The sequence below is a fragment of the Anaerosalibacter massiliensis genome (assembly GCF_024623155.1).
Taxonomy (GTDB): Bacteria; Bacillota; Clostridia; order Tissierellales; family Sporanaerobacteraceae; genus Anaerosalibacter; species Anaerosalibacter massiliensis.
The window spans coordinates 305,243-322,781 of the sequence record NZ_JANJZL010000003.1 but is presented as its reverse complement, the minus strand read 5'-3'; the positions used below and the strand labels follow the sequence as shown (position 1 = coordinate 322,781).

The 17,539-nt window shown below is 28.3% G+C and carries 17 protein-coding genes, 1 riboswitch and 1 other annotated feature; of the genes, 3 read left to right on the top strand and 14 right to left on the bottom strand.

Features of this window, described 5'->3' with window-relative positions; all coding sequences use genetic code 11:
* Positions 1 to 2: 2 nt before the first annotated feature.
* The 10 genes from NSA23_RS06925 to NSA23_RS06880 all read right to left on the bottom strand — a co-directional run bounded on the left by NSA23_RS06925 (position 3) and on the right by NSA23_RS06880 (position 11,045).
* Positions 3 to 1,316: a cobyrinic acid a,c-diamide synthase CobB gene (locus NSA23_RS06925; RefSeq protein ID WP_042680613.1), complete on the bottom strand. Its 1,314-nt coding sequence runs from the start codon at positions 1,314 to 1,316 to the stop codon at positions 3 to 5.
* Positions 1,313 to 2,368 carry a pyridoxal phosphate-dependent aminotransferase gene (locus NSA23_RS06920; protein WP_042680612.1) on the bottom strand — a complete coding sequence of 352 codons (1,056 nt, stop codon included), beginning with the start codon at positions 2,366 to 2,368 and terminating at the stop codon, positions 1,313 to 1,315. The genes NSA23_RS06925 and NSA23_RS06920 overlap by 4 nt, the downstream gene beginning before the upstream one ends.
* Positions 2,369 to 2,382: 14 nt before the next feature.
* Complete coding sequence (gene cbiB / locus NSA23_RS06915) at positions 2,383 to 3,312, bottom strand: adenosylcobinamide-phosphate synthase CbiB (RefSeq protein ID WP_042680610.1); 930 nt, start codon at positions 3,310 to 3,312, stop codon at positions 2,383 to 2,385.
* A 9-nt stretch (positions 3,313 to 3,321) separates the two neighbouring features.
* Positions 3,322 to 4,164 carry a cobyric acid synthase gene (locus tag NSA23_RS06910; protein WP_042680608.1) on the bottom strand — a complete coding sequence of 281 codons (843 nt, stop codon included), beginning with the start codon at positions 4,162 to 4,164 and terminating at the stop codon, positions 3,322 to 3,324.
* A 117-nt stretch (positions 4,165 to 4,281) separates the two neighbouring features.
* Positions 4,282 to 4,456: riboswitch (cobalamin riboswitch) on the bottom strand.
* 209 nt (positions 4,457 to 4,665) lie between these two features.
* Positions 4,666 to 5,862, bottom strand: coding sequence for a patatin-like phospholipase family protein (locus NSA23_RS06905; protein ID WP_042680606.1), 1,197 nt, complete (start codon positions 5,860 to 5,862; stop codon positions 4,666 to 4,668).
* A gap of 26 nt (positions 5,863 to 5,888) precedes the next feature.
* A complete protein-coding gene (locus NSA23_RS06900) occupies positions 5,889 to 7,151 on the bottom strand; it encodes an L-cysteine desulfidase family protein (RefSeq protein WP_042680604.1) in 1,263 nt (420 codons plus the stop codon).
* Between the two features lie 233 nt (positions 7,152 to 7,384).
* On the bottom strand, positions 7,385 to 7,771 hold the full coding sequence (gene mscL, locus NSA23_RS06895; protein ID WP_306419578.1) for a large conductance mechanosensitive channel protein MscL: 387 nt from the start codon (positions 7,769 to 7,771) through the stop codon (positions 7,385 to 7,387).
* An 85-nt stretch (positions 7,772 to 7,856) separates the two neighbouring features.
* A complete protein-coding gene (locus tag NSA23_RS06890) occupies positions 7,857 to 9,032 on the bottom strand; it encodes a dicarboxylate/amino acid:cation symporter (RefSeq protein ID WP_042680602.1) in 1,176 nt (391 codons plus the stop codon).
* Positions 9,033 to 9,140: 108 nt separating this feature from the next.
* On the bottom strand, positions 9,141 to 9,638 hold the full coding sequence (locus tag NSA23_RS06885; protein ID WP_042680600.1) for an LURP-one-related/scramblase family protein: 498 nt from the start codon (positions 9,636 to 9,638) through the stop codon (positions 9,141 to 9,143).
* Positions 9,639 to 9,662: 24 nt separating this feature from the next.
* A complete protein-coding gene (locus NSA23_RS06880; protein WP_050069757.1) occupies positions 9,663 to 11,045 on the bottom strand; it encodes a GGDEF domain-containing protein in 1,383 nt (460 codons plus the stop codon).
* Between the two features lie 173 nt (positions 11,046 to 11,218).
* Here NSA23_RS06880 and NSA23_RS06875 point away from each other — a divergent pair, with 173 nt between their 5' ends.
* A complete protein-coding gene (locus NSA23_RS06875; RefSeq protein WP_042680598.1) occupies positions 11,219 to 11,707 on the top strand; it encodes a deoxycytidylate deaminase in 489 nt (162 codons plus the stop codon).
* Here NSA23_RS06875 and NSA23_RS06870 read toward each other — a convergent pair.
* The 3 genes from NSA23_RS06870 to NSA23_RS06860 all read right to left on the bottom strand — a co-directional run bounded on the left by NSA23_RS06870 (position 11,704) and on the right by NSA23_RS06860 (position 13,485).
* Positions 11,704 to 12,318, bottom strand: coding sequence for a ribonuclease H1 domain-containing protein (locus tag NSA23_RS06870; protein WP_042680596.1), 615 nt, complete (start codon positions 12,316 to 12,318; stop codon positions 11,704 to 11,706). The genes NSA23_RS06875 and NSA23_RS06870 overlap by 4 nt on opposite strands.
* 36 nt (positions 12,319 to 12,354) lie before the next feature.
* Positions 12,355 to 12,873: a cysteine hydrolase family protein gene (locus NSA23_RS06865; protein WP_042680593.1), complete on the bottom strand. Its 519-nt coding sequence runs from the start codon at positions 12,871 to 12,873 to the stop codon at positions 12,355 to 12,357.
* Between the two features lie 102 nt (positions 12,874 to 12,975).
* The gene (locus NSA23_RS06860; protein ID WP_042680591.1) at positions 12,976 to 13,485 is read right to left on the bottom strand and encodes a type 1 glutamine amidotransferase domain-containing protein; all 510 of its coding nucleotides are present in this window, start codon (positions 13,483 to 13,485) and stop codon (positions 12,976 to 12,978) included.
* Positions 13,486 to 13,572: 87 nt separating this feature from the next.
* Here NSA23_RS06860 and NSA23_RS06855 point away from each other — a divergent pair, with 87 nt between their 5' ends.
* Both NSA23_RS06855 and NSA23_RS06850 read left to right on the top strand, forming a co-directional pair.
* A complete protein-coding gene (locus NSA23_RS06855; protein ID WP_042680589.1) occupies positions 13,573 to 14,514 on the top strand; it encodes a phosphoglycerate dehydrogenase in 942 nt (313 codons plus the stop codon).
* A gap of 70 nt (positions 14,515 to 14,584) precedes the next feature.
* Positions 14,585 to 14,842 (top strand) — a binding site (T-box leader).
* Between the two features lie 118 nt (positions 14,843 to 14,960).
* Positions 14,961 to 16,307, top strand: coding sequence for a sodium-dependent transporter (locus tag NSA23_RS06850; RefSeq protein WP_042680587.1), 1,347 nt, complete (start codon positions 14,961 to 14,963; stop codon positions 16,305 to 16,307).
* A 50-nt stretch (positions 16,308 to 16,357) separates the two neighbouring features.
* Here NSA23_RS06850 and NSA23_RS06845 read toward each other — a convergent pair whose 3' ends face one another.
* A complete protein-coding gene (locus tag NSA23_RS06845; RefSeq protein ID WP_042680585.1) occupies positions 16,358 to 17,512 on the bottom strand; it encodes a 1-propanol dehydrogenase PduQ in 1,155 nt (384 codons plus the stop codon).
* Between the last annotated feature and the right edge of the window lie 27 nt (positions 17,513 to 17,539).

Here is a 17,539-nt window from a genome sequence, read left to right as displayed (position 1 = left end):
ACCTACCTTTCTCTACTGTTTTCCACCTTATCCATTAGCCAATTGAAAGATTCCATATTACCTAAAAAATTTATATGTGGGTATCCTCCTAATACATTTTTATATGTATGGCCACATCTCCAAGTTTTCTTGCTCATTGGCTTTGTAATATTATATATATCCTCATCATCTATATCTACAGTGGTTTTATGAAATTCATGACCAGTTAAAATATCTCCTTTTCTTCCTAGTACACAATCCTTCAAAAGTTCTACGTTTATATATCCAAATCTCTCAAGTTTATCTGTCATAGTACCATTACCTTTAAGTACATTGCACATTTTGCTACCCTCTATGTTTTCTAAGAGATATAAAAACCCACCAGATTCTCCATAAATATATCCATCCTTTTCTACAAAATCCCTTATAGATATTAGCATACTTTTATTTTTTGAAAGCTCATCTTTGAAAATTTCTGGATATCCTCCACCTATATATACTAAATCACAAATTGGCAATTTTTCATCTTCTAGTGGAGAAAAATATTCTACATTACAGGTTTTTTCTAAAAGTTTTAAATTCTCCATATAGTAGAAAGAAAAGGCTTTGTCATAAGCTATAGCTATTTTGATATTTCTTTTTTCAGGATAGATAAATCTAGGCGTTTTTACTTCTTTCATAAGTTTTATAATTTCCTCTATATCTATATTTTCCTCTATAATTGTAGAAGCTTTTTCTATAGTATGCTCAATATTTTCTAATTCTTCAGTTTGAATTAGTCCTAAATGTCTGCTTTCTATTTCTAAAGCCTTGTCTTCTTCTATAAAACCTAAGACCTTTATTCCTATATATTTCTCTATTTGACTTTTAAGTAGCATGTACATACTTTTGTTTACTTTATTTAGAATAACTCCTTTAATCTTAGAGCCTTCAAAATCTACCATACCCTTTATTTTGGGAATTGCAGAAAACATCTCTCCTTTAGGGGTATATACTAGTATAGAATTTATATCTAATTTGTTTGAAATTTGAAAAGATGAATTTTCAAAAGTATTGTATATTCCATCAAAGTATCCCATAGCTCCTTCTACTACTGCATACTCTCCTTCCCCCATTGCAATAGCTTTTTTTATTCCATCCACTCCCATAAGATGGATATCTAAATTTCCTGGTCTCTTGCCTGAAGCCTTTCCCAAAAATTTTGTATCTATATAATCTGGGCCTGTTTTATATCCACATATATTCATTCCTTTTTTTTTCAATGCTCTAATAATACCTAATGTTACTAAAGTTTTCCCACTGCCACTAGAAGGTGCTGTAACCATTATCATTTTCATACTATATCCTCTCCAGTTTTTTTAAAAGATTCAATAAGTCTTAGGTTTTTATCCCTATCCTTAATAGCTACTCGAATATGATTTTCACCTAAACCATCAAAACTAGAACATTTTCTTATAACTAATCCATCTTTAAGAAACTTATGAAATACAAATTCTTCATCCCATTTTAAAAGTTGTATAAGTATATAATTCGTGTGGGTAGTATATACTTTTATTCCATTTATTTTTGAAAGTTCATCTAATAGGAATTTTCTTTCTTGATTTATATAATCTTTGCTCTTAACTATATAATCTTTGGAACTAAATATATATCTTCCTGCACAATCAGCTAAAGCATTAACACTCCAAGGAAGTTCTATCTTTTTATATTCTTCTATCATATTATCTGGAATACAAGCATATCCCAATCTTATTCCTGGAAGAGCAAAGAACTTAGTTGCAGCCCTTATAATTCCCACCTTTTTAAACTTTTCATCTCTAAAAATCTCTATACTATCATAATCCTCTGGACAAAACTCAAAAAATGCTTCATCTAAAAGTAAAAAACCACCTTTATTTTCTACTATTTCATAAGTTTTAATTAGTTCTTCTTTTTTAATTCTAAGACCAGTAGGATTATTGGGATTTCCTAATATCAACAAGTCCCCTTTTTTCATATTTTCTTTTAGTTTTTTTAAATCTAAAGAAAAATCTTCTAAATAGTTTATCTTTAAGATTTCCTTTCCAAAAACCTTAGCCCTACTCTCATATTCTGAGAAAGAAGGAATGAATACAATTACCCTTTTAAATAAATGAATTATATTATTTATTATTTCAACAGCTCCATTGCCCACAACTACATTTTTCTCATTGCATTTTAAATATTTAGATATACTTTTCTTTAGATACCTATATTGGATATCTGGATAACTTGCAAGAGTATTGAAAGAATCCATAAGTAATTCATTTAATCCCTTAGGAGGACCTAATGGATTTATATTGCTACTAAAATCTATAAGTTCTCCTTGATAATAATCAGCATAGCTAATTAAATCTCCACCATGTTCCATTTTTTTCCTCCTCCTTAAATTAAATTAATAATTGTATATATGACTAATAAAAGTAACTCTCCTCTGTACATTATTTCAACAGTATTTTTTATATCTTCTTTTTCTATAACTTTATTTTCATCTCCAATAGTTGGCTTTTCTATTAATTTCCCAAAATAATAATTGCTTCCGCCAAGCTGTATATTCAAAAGTCCTGCTACAGCCCCTTCTGGATAAGCACTATTAGGACTTTTATGATTTTTTCTATCTCTTATCATTATCTTAAATCCATTCTTTACATCATATCTAAATATAGAAGAAATACACATTAATACTCCTGATAGTCTTGCTGGAATATAATTAAATAAATCATCTATTTTAGCTGGAAAATATCCTAAATCTATATATTTTTCATTAGTATATCCTAACATAGAGTCCATAGTGTTTATCATTTTATACATTAGTCCTCCTGGAGCTCCTAAAATAAATATATAGAATAATGGTGCAATAACTCCATCAGAAGTATTTTCCGCTACAGTTTCTATATCTGCTTTTATAATTTCCTCTTCACTTAAATTCTTAGTATCTCTTCCTACAATATAAGAAATCTTTTTTCTAGCATCTTCTATACCATTATTAAAAGCATTGTATACCTTCATAGCTTCTTTATGTAAGCACCTAGCTGCAATACATGTATATATTAGATAGATGTTTATAATATGGTATAAAACACTGTATTTTTTTATTCCTTTTAACAACATGAAAGGAATAAAAAAAGCTATAAATATATTAAACAAAGCTATTAAAAAACCGCCAATTTTAATTTCATTTTTACTTTTAAATACTTTTCTTATAGTTTTGTCTTCAAATGAAATTATATTTCCCATTAGCTTAACTGGATGGGGAAAACTATATGGGTCCCCTATTAAAAAATCTAAAACAACTGCTACTATAATATCTAACATTTATTTCACCTACATTTTGTTCATCAATGAATAAATATAATCTATATCCATATTCTCTCTTACTACTTTAGCTATTTTTTTTATTTCCTTTTCCATTTCCCTTATATCTTGTTTTCCATTGTTACATTCCTTTTCATATTCTAAGAGACTATCTTCATCTTCTAGTTCTAAATGTACATAAGGTATTGTTCCAACTACAGGAATATTTAACAGCTCTTCTATCATATCAATCCCTGGTTCTAAAAGAGATTTGTCACCTCTAAACTTGTTAATAACTAATCCTTTAACCCTCTTTCTCTCTTCTTCTTCTAATAACATTACTGTCCCATATAGAGAAGCAAAAACTCCACCTCTATCTATATCTGCTACTAATAACACTGGTGCATCTGCCATTTCAGCCATCCCCATATTTACAATATCATTTTCTTTCAAATTTATTTCTGCAGGACTTCCTGCACCCTCTATAACCACTATATCATGTCTATTTTCAGCTTCATCAAATGTTTCTTTAATCATAGGTTTTAAACCATTTTTAAATTTGAAATACTCTACAGCCTCCATATTCTTATATAGTTTTCCTTTTATAAATACTTGACTTTTTCTATCACTTGTAGGTTTTAAAAGAATAGGATTCATATTTGGATTTGGTTCCAGTTGAGAAGCAAATGCCTGTAGAACTTGAGCTGTACTTATTTCAAGTCCATCTGAAGTTTTATAAGACTTAGATGACATATTTTGAGCTTTAAAGGGAAATACATTATAGCCATCTTCCTTAAATACTCTACATAGAGCAGTACATAAAATGCTCTTCCCAGCTGAAGAAGTTGTACCTTGAACCATAATACTTGTCATATTTTCACCTCCAAAAAAGTACAAGAGAACTTCTCTCGAAGTTCTCTTGTTTTATAGAAAGTTCAATATTTCCCCAGTTTATGAACTAAGTAAACAAGCACTTTCTTTCCCTCCGAAAGAATGCTTTAAGCTCAGGCAGGTTTCCTGACTTACGGTTCAACCTCCTTCCTCCTTCCCAGCATAATAGCTAGTGGACTCTGAAATTTGTCACCGTTTACAGTAGCGGGGGCTGTAGCAGATTTTCACCACTTTCCCTTTTAACCACAAAGGCACCTTAGCTTTTATTTTAAATTATCCATTATATAATATCATTTTTTATATTTTTGTGTCAAATGGAAATATTATATCAGTTTAATATTCATAGATTCTTTGACATATCTAAACTCATGTTCACTTTCAGTTTTTAGCTTTAAAAGTATTAACTTCTTTTAATATTTTTCTTTTCTAACTCATATAATTAATATTTTATATTACTATTAATTAAAAACTATTTTTAAAACTCTAAAAAATTATATCTGCTATATTTTTTATTATATCTTCTTTATTAAATGGAGAAAGAAAGTCCACTTTATTAACTATTTTGTAGAGAAAGTTTTCTCCTTCCGTCTTTTCCCTAGTTTTGTGATTTTCTTTAACTATATTTAAAAGTTCATCATAATCATATACCTTAAATTTTTCTATATCATATAAAATAGCCATCTCCTCCAGAAATCTTATAACTATTTCCTGATAGCTATTTTCCTTTTCCATACCTAAAACATTACTTAACTTTGGAATTATAAATTCAAATAATGCTCTTCTATAAGGGATATCTTTAATTCCAAATATTTCTCCTATTCTTAAAACTTTTTCTTCTTCTGTATTTAAAAACATATCCAAAAAATAGTCTTCATCTTTTTCAGACTCAATATAATATTTATATCCCTTTAAACCTTTTAATGCTTTTAGTCCATCATAATAACCTAGTTTCAAATTTTTTCTGGCTACTTCAGTGTCAAAATCCAATGTTCTTCCTAAGTCTTCATTAGGAGATATATAAATTATATTTAAATCATTAATATCTATTTTCTTTAATCTTCCTGATCCATGAGTTCTTATAGCTATTAAATCTTTATAGCCTTTACTAGATAGAAGCTCTATAGGAAGATTATTATATATTGCTCCATCTATATATTTTTTTCCATCAATTTTCTCCTTTTTAAATACAGGTAAATATGCACTAGCAAGCAAGTACTCGACTAATTTTCCCTCTGGAATATCTTCAATATATAGTTCCAAAGGTTTTAAATCTGTAAGAGAAACTGTGACTATTCCAAAATCTTTACCTGAATTTCTAACTTTTTCTTCATCTATTAATTCAGTTAAGAGTCTTTTTAAAGGTGTTATGTCTATTCCTTTTTCGTCTATTACGCCTTTTATTTTTTCTCCTAAAATTTTAAAATCTTCTATATCTAATTTACCTTTTTTAAATTTTTGTATTTCTTCATCATTTACATCTATTACTCTTGAGTAAGACATATTTTCCCATAATTCATAGGCTTTGTCAAATTCATCTTGAACTATTGCGGCTCCATTTAAAGCACCAACCGACGTACCAGCTACCCCTCCAATTTGTATATCCATTTCTCTTATCGCTTTATATGCACCTATATGATATGCACCTTTTGCTCCTCCACCTTCTAATACTAGACCATACATTTATTGTTCACCCCTTTATATGATATTTATTGTTCTCTAATAGCTTTCAAAGTTCTCTCATCTACTTTTGTCAGTCCTAATAAGCTCAATAGAGTTAAATTTTCTATAATATCTTCAACTTTTTCTGGAACAATTTCATTTTTTGTTCCTACTACTACCCCTTCCATAGAAAGATATGCTGATATAATGGCATTCTCAGTACTAGTCCTAACTTTCAAACTACAACCCTCTGTCACTTCATCACATACCATTCCTGTTACTCCTTCACACATATTTATAATTGCTCCCTCTATTTCTTCAACATTCCCACCTAGTATATAAGTAATACCTGCACTAGCACCTATAGCTGCCATTACTACTCCACATAGTGGTGACAATAGTCCTACCCATTGCCTTATATATATTGTAATAAGACAAGATATAGCTACTCCTCTTATTATTTTTTCATTTCCTACTTTTTTCTTTTCCCCAGTTATTACTACTGGAACTATGGCTTGAACTCCTTTATTTCCACTTCCCATTAGTGTCATTGCACTTTTTCCTAATCCAGTCATTCTAGCATCTGATGCAGCTGTTGTATATAGACAAACCTGATTAATCAAATCATTTTTTATTATACCTTTTTTAATAAGAGTATTGAAACCATAAGATACACCCATTCCTAATTTTCTATCTATTGCTTTTTTGGCTAGTGACATATTCATGTCTATACCTTTTTCAATAAATTTTATTTTTTCAATAGGTATTTCATCCATTGCCTCTATTATTTCACTAACAGTTACTTTGGTTATATCTATAATAGTCTCTTCCTTTTCTTCTTTTTTATCAAATATTACTTCCCCATTTTTCATAACTTTCACTACATTTGTATAATCATCAATTATCAAAACCTCTGTCCATTCATCTTTTCCATATACTTTTGCTTTTATATATAAATTATTGATATATTTTACATCTACATTTATTTTATCCTTAATTATTAAGTTTTCTGCCTTCTTTATTACATTTTTATCTATATCTTCAAATATGATCAATTCTTTTTCTGGATTTTTAAGTACTGCTCCTAAGCTAGCAGCTAGTTTGATTCCATATCTATTTGTATTTGGTATTACAACATTGTGAGCATTTTTAAATAAACCTATATTTAAAATTAAATCTACTTTTTCCACTTCTCCATCTATCATTTCACTGGCTCTTGCACAGGCAAGCCCAATACTAGCTGGCTCTGTACTTCCTAAACCTTCCCTTAGTTCCATATTCAATAACTCAACAAATTTGTTGACTGACACTTCAAAACCATCTCCTTATATTCTTAACTTCTACAAACTAAAACCCTACGTTATTTTATTTTCAATCTTATACTTACATTATAACAGTAATACTCATATATACAGTATTATTTCATGAAATATAAATAATAAAAGTCATTTCAATTAATTATTAATTAAAATGACTTTCCAATATGTCTTCTATTTTGCCTTTTCAATAAGTTGAGAAGTACAATGAGGACATCTTATAGCTTCTATAGGTATTTCTGAAAACAAAATTCACATTCCTTTGAAGTAATAGGCTCTAATTCATCCTTTCTTAATTTGTTAGCTTGTCTTACTACTAAGAAAAGAGAAAATGAAATTATTAAAAACTCAATAATTACATTTAAAAATATTCCATAATTTATAGTAGCTGCCCCTGCATTTTTAGCTTCCTGCAATGTAGCATATTTTTTCCCATCAAGACTTATGAAAAAATTAGTAAGATCAACTCTTCCAATAATGCCTCCAATAATTGGCATAATAATATCATTAACTAATGAGGACACAATTTTCCCAAAAGCACCACCAATTATTACACCTATTGCTAAGTCTAATACACTGCCCTTTACTGCAAATTCTTTAAATTCCTTAAACATCTAATCACTCCTATCTAACAAATACTTTAATAATTTTCTTTATATTTTATACCGAATATCTATATACTAAAAAATAAAAACGCTCCTATAGAGAAGCGTTTTTTGATCCGTTCTTAAAGATTCCTGTAAGCATAAGAGCTATAGCTCCATCTCCAGTAATATTACATGCTGTACCAAAACTATCTTGTAATGCAAATATAGTAAGCATTAAAGCAACTCCAGAATCATTAAATCCTAATATACTAGTAATAAGCCCTAAAGAAGCCATAACTGTTCCTCCTGGTACTCCTGGAGCTCCTATAGCAAATACGCCTAGTAATATAACAAAAGTTATCATAGATGATATAGAAGGCAATGTTCCATATAAAATTTTAGATACTGTCATTACAAAGAAAACTTCTGTAAGTACAGACCCACAAAGATGAATAGTAGATCCTATAGGAATAGCGAAATCTACTATTTCCTTATCTAAAACTTTTGATTTTCTAGCACTGTCTAAAGCTACTGGTAATGTAGCAGCACTAGACATTGTTCCCACTGCTGTCAAATAAGCTGGACCATAATGTTTTACTACTTCCCAAGGATTTTCTTTAGATATTAAACCTGCTATACTATAAAGTAATGCTAACCAAATAAAATGCCCAATTATTACAATTATTATTATTTCAATAAATATAGGTAATTGTTTAGTTATACTGCCTTCATAAGCTAATCCAGCAAAAGTAGTAGCTATAAATATAGGTAATATAGGAATAACCATTTTTTTCACAATTTCTAACATTATATTTTGAAATTCTTTAAGCAATGCATTAATCTTTTCTGATTTTGTCCATACAATAGCAAGACCTATAATTATTGAAAAAATCAGTGCAGACATAACTGACATTAAAGGTTCTATATTTAATTTAAAAACTATTTCAGGAAGCTTTTTTAAATTGTCTACACTAGATACTATGTTCAACTTTGGAATTATAGCATATCCTGCCACTGTAGAAAATAATGCTGCTCCTACTGAAGATAAATAAGCTATAAATAATGTAACTCCTAACATTTTACTAGCATTTTCTTGCAAACTAGTTATAGAAGGAGCTATAAATCCAATTATAATAAGAGGTACACAAAACAATATAAACTGTCCTAAAATATCCTTTACTGTTATTATACCTCTAATAACTCTTTCGTTTGCTACAAGGCCTATAACAATTCCTAAAACCACTCCTAAGAGAAGCTTCACAATAAGGTTATCTTTTAACTTTGACAACTAATACACCCCTTTCAATCTTTCCTTAAATAACCTTTCTCTGACTATTTAAGTAATTATATATATATTTATACTTTTAAGTATATCACATACATAAAACATATAGTTTTAATATTGATTATTATTGCTGCTATTGTTGTCATGGAGTACTTGGTCTAAAACTATAACTAACGCAAGAATAAAAACATGACTTTCTCCTTCATCTATATCTACCCCATAAGTGTCTGACCAAGCAAACCATTTTTTACTTATTACAGCTACTTTTCTTCTATCTCTATAAATAGAAAAATTATAATTAAATATATCACCATCTATTGAAAAATACCCAAAATTACTATTTATATTGAATTTAGGCTTAAAGAATGTAAATTCTTTTTTTACTGTAGCCACTAAATCTCCATTCATATAGATATTGTATTCTGGCAAAAATCTTAATAATTTTTGTTCGATATAAACAAGCTTTTTCCCATTCATATTATAAATATTGAGCTTATTTCCGAAAGTAAATACTTTTCCTACTACTTCAAATGCTGGCCTTTCCATTTCATCTCTAATAACAAATTTATCTCCAAAAGTAAATATTTTTTCTCTAACTAAATATTTCATGCTTACACCTCATTTAATAATTTTTTATCTCTTGCAAAATATACAATTTCTTCCTGATTTTTTAGCTTCATATAAAGCTTTATCTGCCCTAACTATCATATTATAAATATCATCTTTTTCTCTAATAGATTTTTCTTCCGAAATACCTATACTTATAGTTACTAAAATTTTATTTTTATTGCACTTAAATTGATGATTTTCAATTTTACTCCTAAGTCTTTCTCCAATAATTTGAGCCATTTTAATATCTGTATCTGGCAGGAAAAATATAAACTCCTCTCCTCCAAATCTAATTAAAATATCATTTTTTCTTATACTTTCTTTCATAATATTAGAAATTTCTTTTAGCACTCTATCTCCTATATCATGTCCATAAGTATCATTTATAAGTTTAAAATGATCTATATCTACCATTAGTAGAGAAGCCTTCTTTTCAGTATTTTTATATTTCTGTAAAAATTCTTCAATCTCCCTATCAATATACCTTCTATTATATAATCCTGTAAGAAAGTCAGTTTTAGAATATTTATCTATTTTTTCATATAATCTAATATCTTCTATGCAAATTATAATCTGTCTTATGAGTATCAATAAAATAACAATAGCAAAACCAAAAATAAGAATATCTTTATTATTAATTCTCCTAAAAATAATAATTAATAATATTATTATAACAAAATAAGGCACTAAGTTCTTTATTAATCTTTTACTATTTTGTTCCATGCTTATATCATTAAAGCTTATAGTTTCAATCTTATATATTCCTAGTATAAATAATAATAATGACAAGGTCCAAAACAGACATAAATAGTCGAAATTTATAGAATTTTGAGTTAAATGATCGTATAAATATATTGAATCTACTATTAACTTTAGGCTTAATCCGATAATTAATATCTTTACAGCCTTTAATGGAAATATTTGATCTGAAATAAAGAAAATACTTAACATATGCAATAATACTCCTAGACTTGCAGTAGTATAGAAAATTAATATAACTACTAAAAAATAAGATAGATTTTGCCCATAAGTCATAGATTCAATATAAAACTTAAAAATAATAGTAGAAATTAATACAGTGATTATTAGTATATCTAATAATATCTTAAAACTAATTAAATAATTTTTAATCTTTGAAATTAAATATAAATTACCTATAATAAATAATATATAATATGATAAATAAAATATATTGTGCCATCCTAGTATAGTTATTCCTTTCTCTAAAAAAATATTATAATAAACTACTAAATAAACAAAACTTAATATATAACTTAAGACTCCTAAAGATATAAATAAACAGTAAACTTTTTTACATCCTTCACTTTTGATATGAATATTTAATAAAAATATAAAACCAATAAACATACCAAAAACGCTTAATAAAGCAACTATATATCCACGCATACTTTATCCTCCTATTTTATAAAGTATTTGTAAAGAATATCATATATTATTTAGATATTTTTTGCTATACTGAAATAGTTCTATAGTCCTATACGCTGTTTTTCTCTATTGCTTTTTTCATCTAAATATCTATATAATATAAATAATATTAAAATTAAGGGGATAAATATAATATGGAAAGAAGAGATAAGGTAAATTATTATTTAGATATTGCTGAAGTAGTTTCAGAAAGAGGTACTTGCCTTAGGAGAAATTTTGGAGCTATTATAGTTAAAAATGATGAAATAATAGCTACAGGATATACAGGAGCACCTAGAGGAAGAAAAAACTGTACAGATTTAAATTTTTGCAAAAGAGAAGAATTAAATATACCTAGGGGAACTCATTATGAACTTTGCAGATCTGTTCATGCAGAAGCAAACTGTATCATTAGTGCTTCTAGAAAAGATATGATTGGCTCTACTCTTTATTTAGTAGGTAAAGAGAAAAAAACAGGAAAGCTAGTTGAAAATGCTAATTCCTGTTCTATGTGCAAACGCCTTATAATAAATGCAGGTATTGATAATATAATTATAAGAGATACTAAAAATAAATTTAGAAAAATTAATGTTCAAAGTTGGGTTGAAAAAGACGATTCTTTAGACAATAGTTTTGGATACTAGATATGCTTTTCTAAAGACTTTTTAGCTAAAGCATCTGCTTCTTCATTATGAATATTTCCAGAGTGGGCTTTGACTTTTATAAAAATTACATGTAGTCTGTTTTTTATAGAATCATAATATTCTTTATACTCTTTAGTTCCTTCTTTATTAGTCTTCCACTCTCCAATAGCCCATTTCTCTATTCCTATATAATCATAGTGAAGATATAACATATCTTTATTTTTTTCCAATGCAATATTCATAGCAGTTATTGCCCCTTTTATTTCTCCCGCTACATTTCTCATCTCCAAAAGGTATTCTTCACTTCCACTATCAGAATAAGATTCTTTTCCTTCATTTGAAAAAAGTACTACACCATAACCATAGTGCCTTATACCTTCCTTAAAACTTCCATCTACATAGGCTATCATTTCGTTGTCATCTAAGTCTTTAATATCTTTTCCTATTCCTAAATTATCTTGATTATTTAAATATTTTTTAGCTTCTTCTATAGATAAAAAACTTTTATATTCTGCACCAGAGTATCCTTTTACTTCTTTTTCACATTCAGCCCATGAATTATATATCCCTGGTTTTCTTCCGATTCTAACAGCATAGTATTTTTTTTTCATAGTTCACCCTCTTATTTTCATCTAAAATTATAAATTCTAATATAAAATATTACAGCCTAAGGTTTTTTCTGCTTCTTTTAATGCAAATTTATGGGCTTCTTCATCAAATGAAGCTACCCCATTTTTATATATATTAACTTTATAACCTAGGTTCCTAGCATCTGCAGCTGTGTACAATACACATATATTAGTACATACTCCTACTAAATATATTTCATCTATCTCTTTTTCTCTTAAGTAAATATCTAAATCTGTGCCAAAAAAAGAACTATATCTTCTCTTTTTTATTACCTTATCTTCTTTTCTGAAGTCTATGTCTTTAATTATATTGCTCCCTTTCTCTCCTGCTATACAATGAGGTGGAAACATTTCAAACTCTTTATCATCCATTTCATGGTTATCACATACAAATACTATAGGATTTTTTGCTTTTCTAAAGTTTTTTATTTCTTTATTTATAAAGCTAACTATTTCTTCTCCTTTTTTCCCTGAATATAGAGCTCCATCTTTTAGAATAAAATCATTGAGCATGTCAATAACAATTAAAGCCTCCATTTAAAAACCTCCTCTAACTATTTATTAAGTAAATAATATCATCTTATAATAGATATTTCAAAGGATAAAAGCTCTCCCTATTAATAGGAAGAGCTTTTATCTTTATTTTTCTAATGATTCTATTATAGCCTTTACAAATGGAATAAGATCATCTGGTGTTCTAGATGTTATTAAATTTCCGTCTACTACAACTTCTTTATCAACAAAATTAGCCCCTGCATTTATTAAATCATCTTTAATTGAATAAAAGGCTGTTACTTTTTTTCCTTTTAAATCACAACAAGAAGCCATCATCCAAGGACCATGACATATTGCAGCTACTATCTTACCTTTAGAATCCATATCTTTTACAAAATTCACTGTATCTTTAGATCTTCTCATATGATCTGGTGAGTAGCCTCCTGGAATAACAACTGCATCATAGTTCTCTGCATTTATTTCAGAAGTAGATAAATCACTTCTTACTGGATAACCATTTTTTCCAGTATAAACTGTATCTTTTTCTGTCCCTACGATATCAACTTTATATCCTTCTTCTTTCAGCCTGTAATAAGGATATAAAAGCTCCATCTCTTCATAAAGATTTTCAGCAAGTATAGCTATTTTTTTCATTGTATCCCTCCCAAAATATTTAATCTCTTAGTTATAACTATACCCTATAGGGTATAGTTATAACTAAGAGATTTTAGGAGGGATATCATGAAAGCACTTTTTGCTGAAAAATTTTATTCTGAACAAATGGAAAGTATTAAGAAATTAGGATATGAGGTAATATATATAAATGAAAAACAGTTAAATTCTATATCAAATATAAAAGATATAGATATGATGGTCTGTTATAATCCTTTCGAAAAAATTGATATTTCTAAACTATTAAATCTTAAATGGATACAATTAACTTCTGTAGGAATAGATCAGGCTCCAAGAGAAAAAATTTTAGAAAATAATATTCTACTTACAAATAATAAAGGTGGATATAGTATTCCTATGGGGGAATGGATTGTTTTAAAAACATTAGAAATGTTTAAAAATAGCAAACAATTTTATGAAAAACAAAATAATAAAGAATGGGTAGTTGACACCTCAATATTAGAACTATATGGAAAAACTATAGGATTTATAGGTACTGGAACTATAGCAAAAGAAGGCGCTAAAAGATTGCAAGGCTTTGGTGTTCATATATTGGGTGTTAACACTAATGGAAGGAATGTAGAATATTTTGATAAGTGCTTCAGTATGAAGAAAATAGATTATGTACTTTCTAGATCCGATATATTAGTTATTACTTTACCTTATACTAGTAAAACTCACCATTTTGTAAATGAAGAGTTTATGAAAAAAATGAAAGATGAATCCTATTTAATAAATATAGCTAGAGGAAGTATTATTGATGAAAACGCTCTTATAAAAAATATTAATTCTGGTAAAATAAAAAAAGCTGCTTTAGATGTATTTGAGAAAGAACCACTATCTGAAAAAAGTCCTTTATGGGAAATGGATAATATAATAATAACCCCTCATAACTCTTGGGTTTCTGAAATGAGGAAAAATAGAAAATTTAATACTATATATGAAAATATGGAAAGATTTATAAATGAACAAAAACTTATGAATTTAGTAAATTTAAAAAAAGGATATTAATTTTTAAAATTTTCTTGACAAAATATAAACTTGGGTATATTATATACATTAATATTTATAAATTTAATCTATTAAAGCCTTGAAGGAGACATGTATACATTCCCTAACTTCAGAGAGCTGATGTATGGTGAAAATCAGTGTTAGATATGTATATTATATATCACTCCTGAGCTTCCAATTTGAAAGAATTTAAGTATTTTAGTAAATGAGGACGGGTGCTACCGATATATGGCTAGGGTTAAGGTAAATATAATTTATCTGGACCTGAAATAAGGCAGATGTATATCCGTGAAATAGGGTGGTACCACGAAAAGCTTTCGTCCCTATGAATATGTTAATATTCATAAGGACGAGGGCTTTTTTATTATATAGCCTTAGAAAATAAAATATTCAATCACAATACCATTAGTCAGAAGATTCTGAAAAATTTGAAAGGAGATGTGTTAATGGAAAGAGAAACATTTAGTTCAAAATTAGGAGTACTTGCTGCAGCTGCTGGCTCTGCCATTGGCTTAGGTAATATATGGAAGTTCCCATATATTACTGGTAAAAATGGAGGAGCTGCTTTTATTCTTGTGTATATTATATGTATAGCCTTAATAGGTGTAGTAATGATGATGTCAGAATTTGCTCTTGGTCGAAAAACTAAATCAAATCCAATAGGAGCTTTTAAAAAGCTACGTCCAGAAGGTAAATGGCATTATACTGGTATATTAGCTGTGTTGACCTCATTTATAATATTATCTTTTTATCTTATGATAGCGGGATGGATTTTTTCTTATTTTGCTAAATCTTTAACTGGTGAATTAATAAGTATAGCACCGGAAAGTTTAGGTTCATATTTTGAAACTATTACTAGCAATACTTTTAGTGTATTGTTTTGGAATGTAATAATTATAGCTATAACTTCCTTTATAGTAATCTCTGGAGTCCAAAAAGGAATAGAAAAATATAGCAAAATATTGATGCCTATACTTTTAATTACCTTAATAATTTTAATTTTTAGATCCCTTACATTAAAAGGAGCAAAAGAAGGATTGGATTTTCTTTTAAAACCTGATTTTTCTAAACTTACTACTAAAGCAGTTTTGGAGGCATTAGGACATGCTTTCTATACTTTAAGCTTAGGTATGGGAATTATAATTACCTATGGAAGCTATGTTAAAAAGGATGAAAATTTAAAATCTTTATCTTTTCAAATAATCATTGCAGATACTGTAATAGCAATAATGGCAGGAATGGTTATATTCCCAGCAGTTTTTGCTTATGGGTTTGAACCAGAAGCTGGTCCATCCCTTATATTTATTACTTTACCTGCTGTATTTCAATCAATGCCCTTAGGGGGAATTTTCGAAACATTATTCTTCTTATTAGTAGGCGTTGCAGCTATTACTTCAACTATTTCATTATTAGAAGTTCTTGTATCAGCTTTAGGTGAAGAATTTAACTTGGATAGAAAAAAAACTATACTTATTGTTTCTATTGCATTATTCTTATTATCAATACCAAGTTCCCTATCCTTTGGATCTTGGAGTGGAATCAAAGTTTTAGGATTATCATTTTTTGACCTCTTTGATTTTATTGCTTCTTATATATTTTTACCAATTGTAGGAATACTAACCTGCATTTTTATATCCCATGTATGGGGTACAAAAAATGCTTTCAATGAAATAGTTGGTGAAGAAGTATATTCTTCCCGAAATTATAAAACATACAATTTTTTAATTAAATACATTGCTCCTATAGCTATACTAATTATATTACTTTATTCTACAGGAATTATAAGTTTTTAAATGAATGAAGAACTCCTTTCTAATCCTTTTAGACTAGAAAGGAGTTCTTACTAATTTTTATATGCTTTTTCTAATATGAGCTTTAAATCTTCTTTTCTTACATTTCTTGGATTAGAAGAAGTGCAAGCATCTTTCATAGCTTTTTCTACTATGTCATCTATAGCTTGTCTGAATTCATTTTCTTCTATATCCATTTCACTTAGTGTAGAAGGTATATTCATCTTTTCTTTTAATATTTTTATACCTTCAATTAAACTTATAACTCCTTCTTTTATACTAGAATGAGGGAAGCCCAAAACTCTTGATATTTCGCTATATCTTTCAGCAATTTTTGATTCCCTATCTTCGTTTATACCCGAATTGTATTCTATTATATATGGAAGTAATAGTGCATTAGCTCTTCCATGAGGTATATGAAATCTAGCTCCAAGAGCATGGGCAAGACTATGATTTATTCCAAGACCCGCATGTGTAAAAGCTACACCTGCCATACAGGAAGCATTATGCATCTTCTCTCTCGCTTCTCCATCTTCTCCATTATTATATGCCCTTAATAAATATCTAAATACATGTTCTATAGATTTTTCTGCATATATATCTGTATAATCAGAAGATTCTTTTGCTACATAAGCTTCTATAGCATGGGTTAATACATCAAGACCTGTGTCTGCAGTTACTGATGGAGGTACTGTTTTTATAAACTGCCAGTCAATTATCGCAATATCTGGTGTCATTCCATCACTAATAATTGGAATTTTAGTATCATTAACTTCATCTGTAACTACTGAATAGCTTGTAACTTCTGAGCCTGTTCCACTGGTAGTAGGTATTGCTATAAATAATGGTTTATTTATATTATCTTCATCTACAAGTCTTTCCACTACCTTCAAATAAAAATATAATATACCCTTTGCTGTATCAATGGAAGAGCCTCCTCCTATGGCCACTATAGTATCTGGTTTGAATTCTATCATATTAAATAAACCTTCATTTATTATATTAACAGTCGGATCTGGAATTACTTTATCAAAAATACACCAATCTATACCTTTGTCGTCTAATATATAAGTTATCTTTGCTATATTTCCTAACTTCACCATTAACTCATCTGTTACTATATAAACTTTTTTTCCTTTTATATCTTTGAGCTTTTCTATTGAGTTAGATTCATAATATATTTCGGTGCTTAAGTTAAATCTCTTCATATTAGATACCTCCAAATATAACCCATA

Coding starts and splice junctions, on each gene's coding strand:
- mscL (WP_306419578.1), bottom strand. CDS start 7,771: ATGTTTAAGGAATTTAAAGAATTTGCAGTAAAGGGCAGTGTATTAGAC.
- NSA23_RS06880 (WP_050069757.1), bottom strand. CDS start 11,045: ATGCGTGGATATATAGTTGCTTTATTAAGCGTTTTTGGTATGTTTATT.
- NSA23_RS06870 (WP_042680596.1), bottom strand. CDS start 12,318: ATGAAAAAAAAATACTATGCTGTTAGAATCGGAAGAAAACCAGGGATA.
- NSA23_RS06925 (WP_042680613.1), bottom strand. CDS start 1,316: ATGAAAATGATAATGGTTACAGCACCTTCTAGTGGCAGTGGGAAAACT.
- NSA23_RS06905 (WP_042680606.1), bottom strand. CDS start 5,862: ATGTATGGTCTAGTATTAGAAGGTGGAGGAGCAAAAGGTGCATATCAT.
- NSA23_RS06865 (WP_042680593.1), bottom strand. CDS start 12,873: ATGGAGGCTTTAATTGTTATTGACATGCTCAATGATTTTATTCTAAAA.
- NSA23_RS06845 (WP_042680585.1), bottom strand. CDS start 17,512: ATGAAGAGATTTAACTTAAGCACCGAAATATATTATGAATCTAACTCA.
- NSA23_RS06850 (WP_042680587.1), top strand. CDS start 14,961: ATGGAAAGAGAAACATTTAGTTCAAAATTAGGAGTACTTGCTGCAGCT.
- NSA23_RS06885 (WP_042680600.1), bottom strand. CDS start 9,638: ATGAAATATTTAGTTAGAGAAAAAATATTTACTTTTGGAGATAAATTT.
- NSA23_RS06910 (WP_042680608.1), bottom strand. CDS start 4,164: ATGACAAGTATTATGGTTCAAGGTACAACTTCTTCAGCTGGGAAGAGC.
- cbiB (WP_042680610.1), bottom strand. CDS start 3,312: ATGTTAGATATTATAGTAGCAGTTGTTTTAGATTTTTTAATAGGGGAC.
- NSA23_RS06855 (WP_042680589.1), top strand. CDS start 13,573: ATGAAAGCACTTTTTGCTGAAAAATTTTATTCTGAACAAATGGAAAGT.
- NSA23_RS06875 (WP_042680598.1), top strand. CDS start 11,219: ATGGAAAGAAGAGATAAGGTAAATTATTATTTAGATATTGCTGAAGTA.
- NSA23_RS06920 (WP_042680612.1), bottom strand. CDS start 2,368: ATGGAACATGGTGGAGATTTAATTAGCTATGCTGATTATTATCAAGGA.
- NSA23_RS06860 (WP_042680591.1), bottom strand. CDS start 13,485: ATGAAAAAAATAGCTATACTTGCTGAAAATCTTTATGAAGAGATGGAG.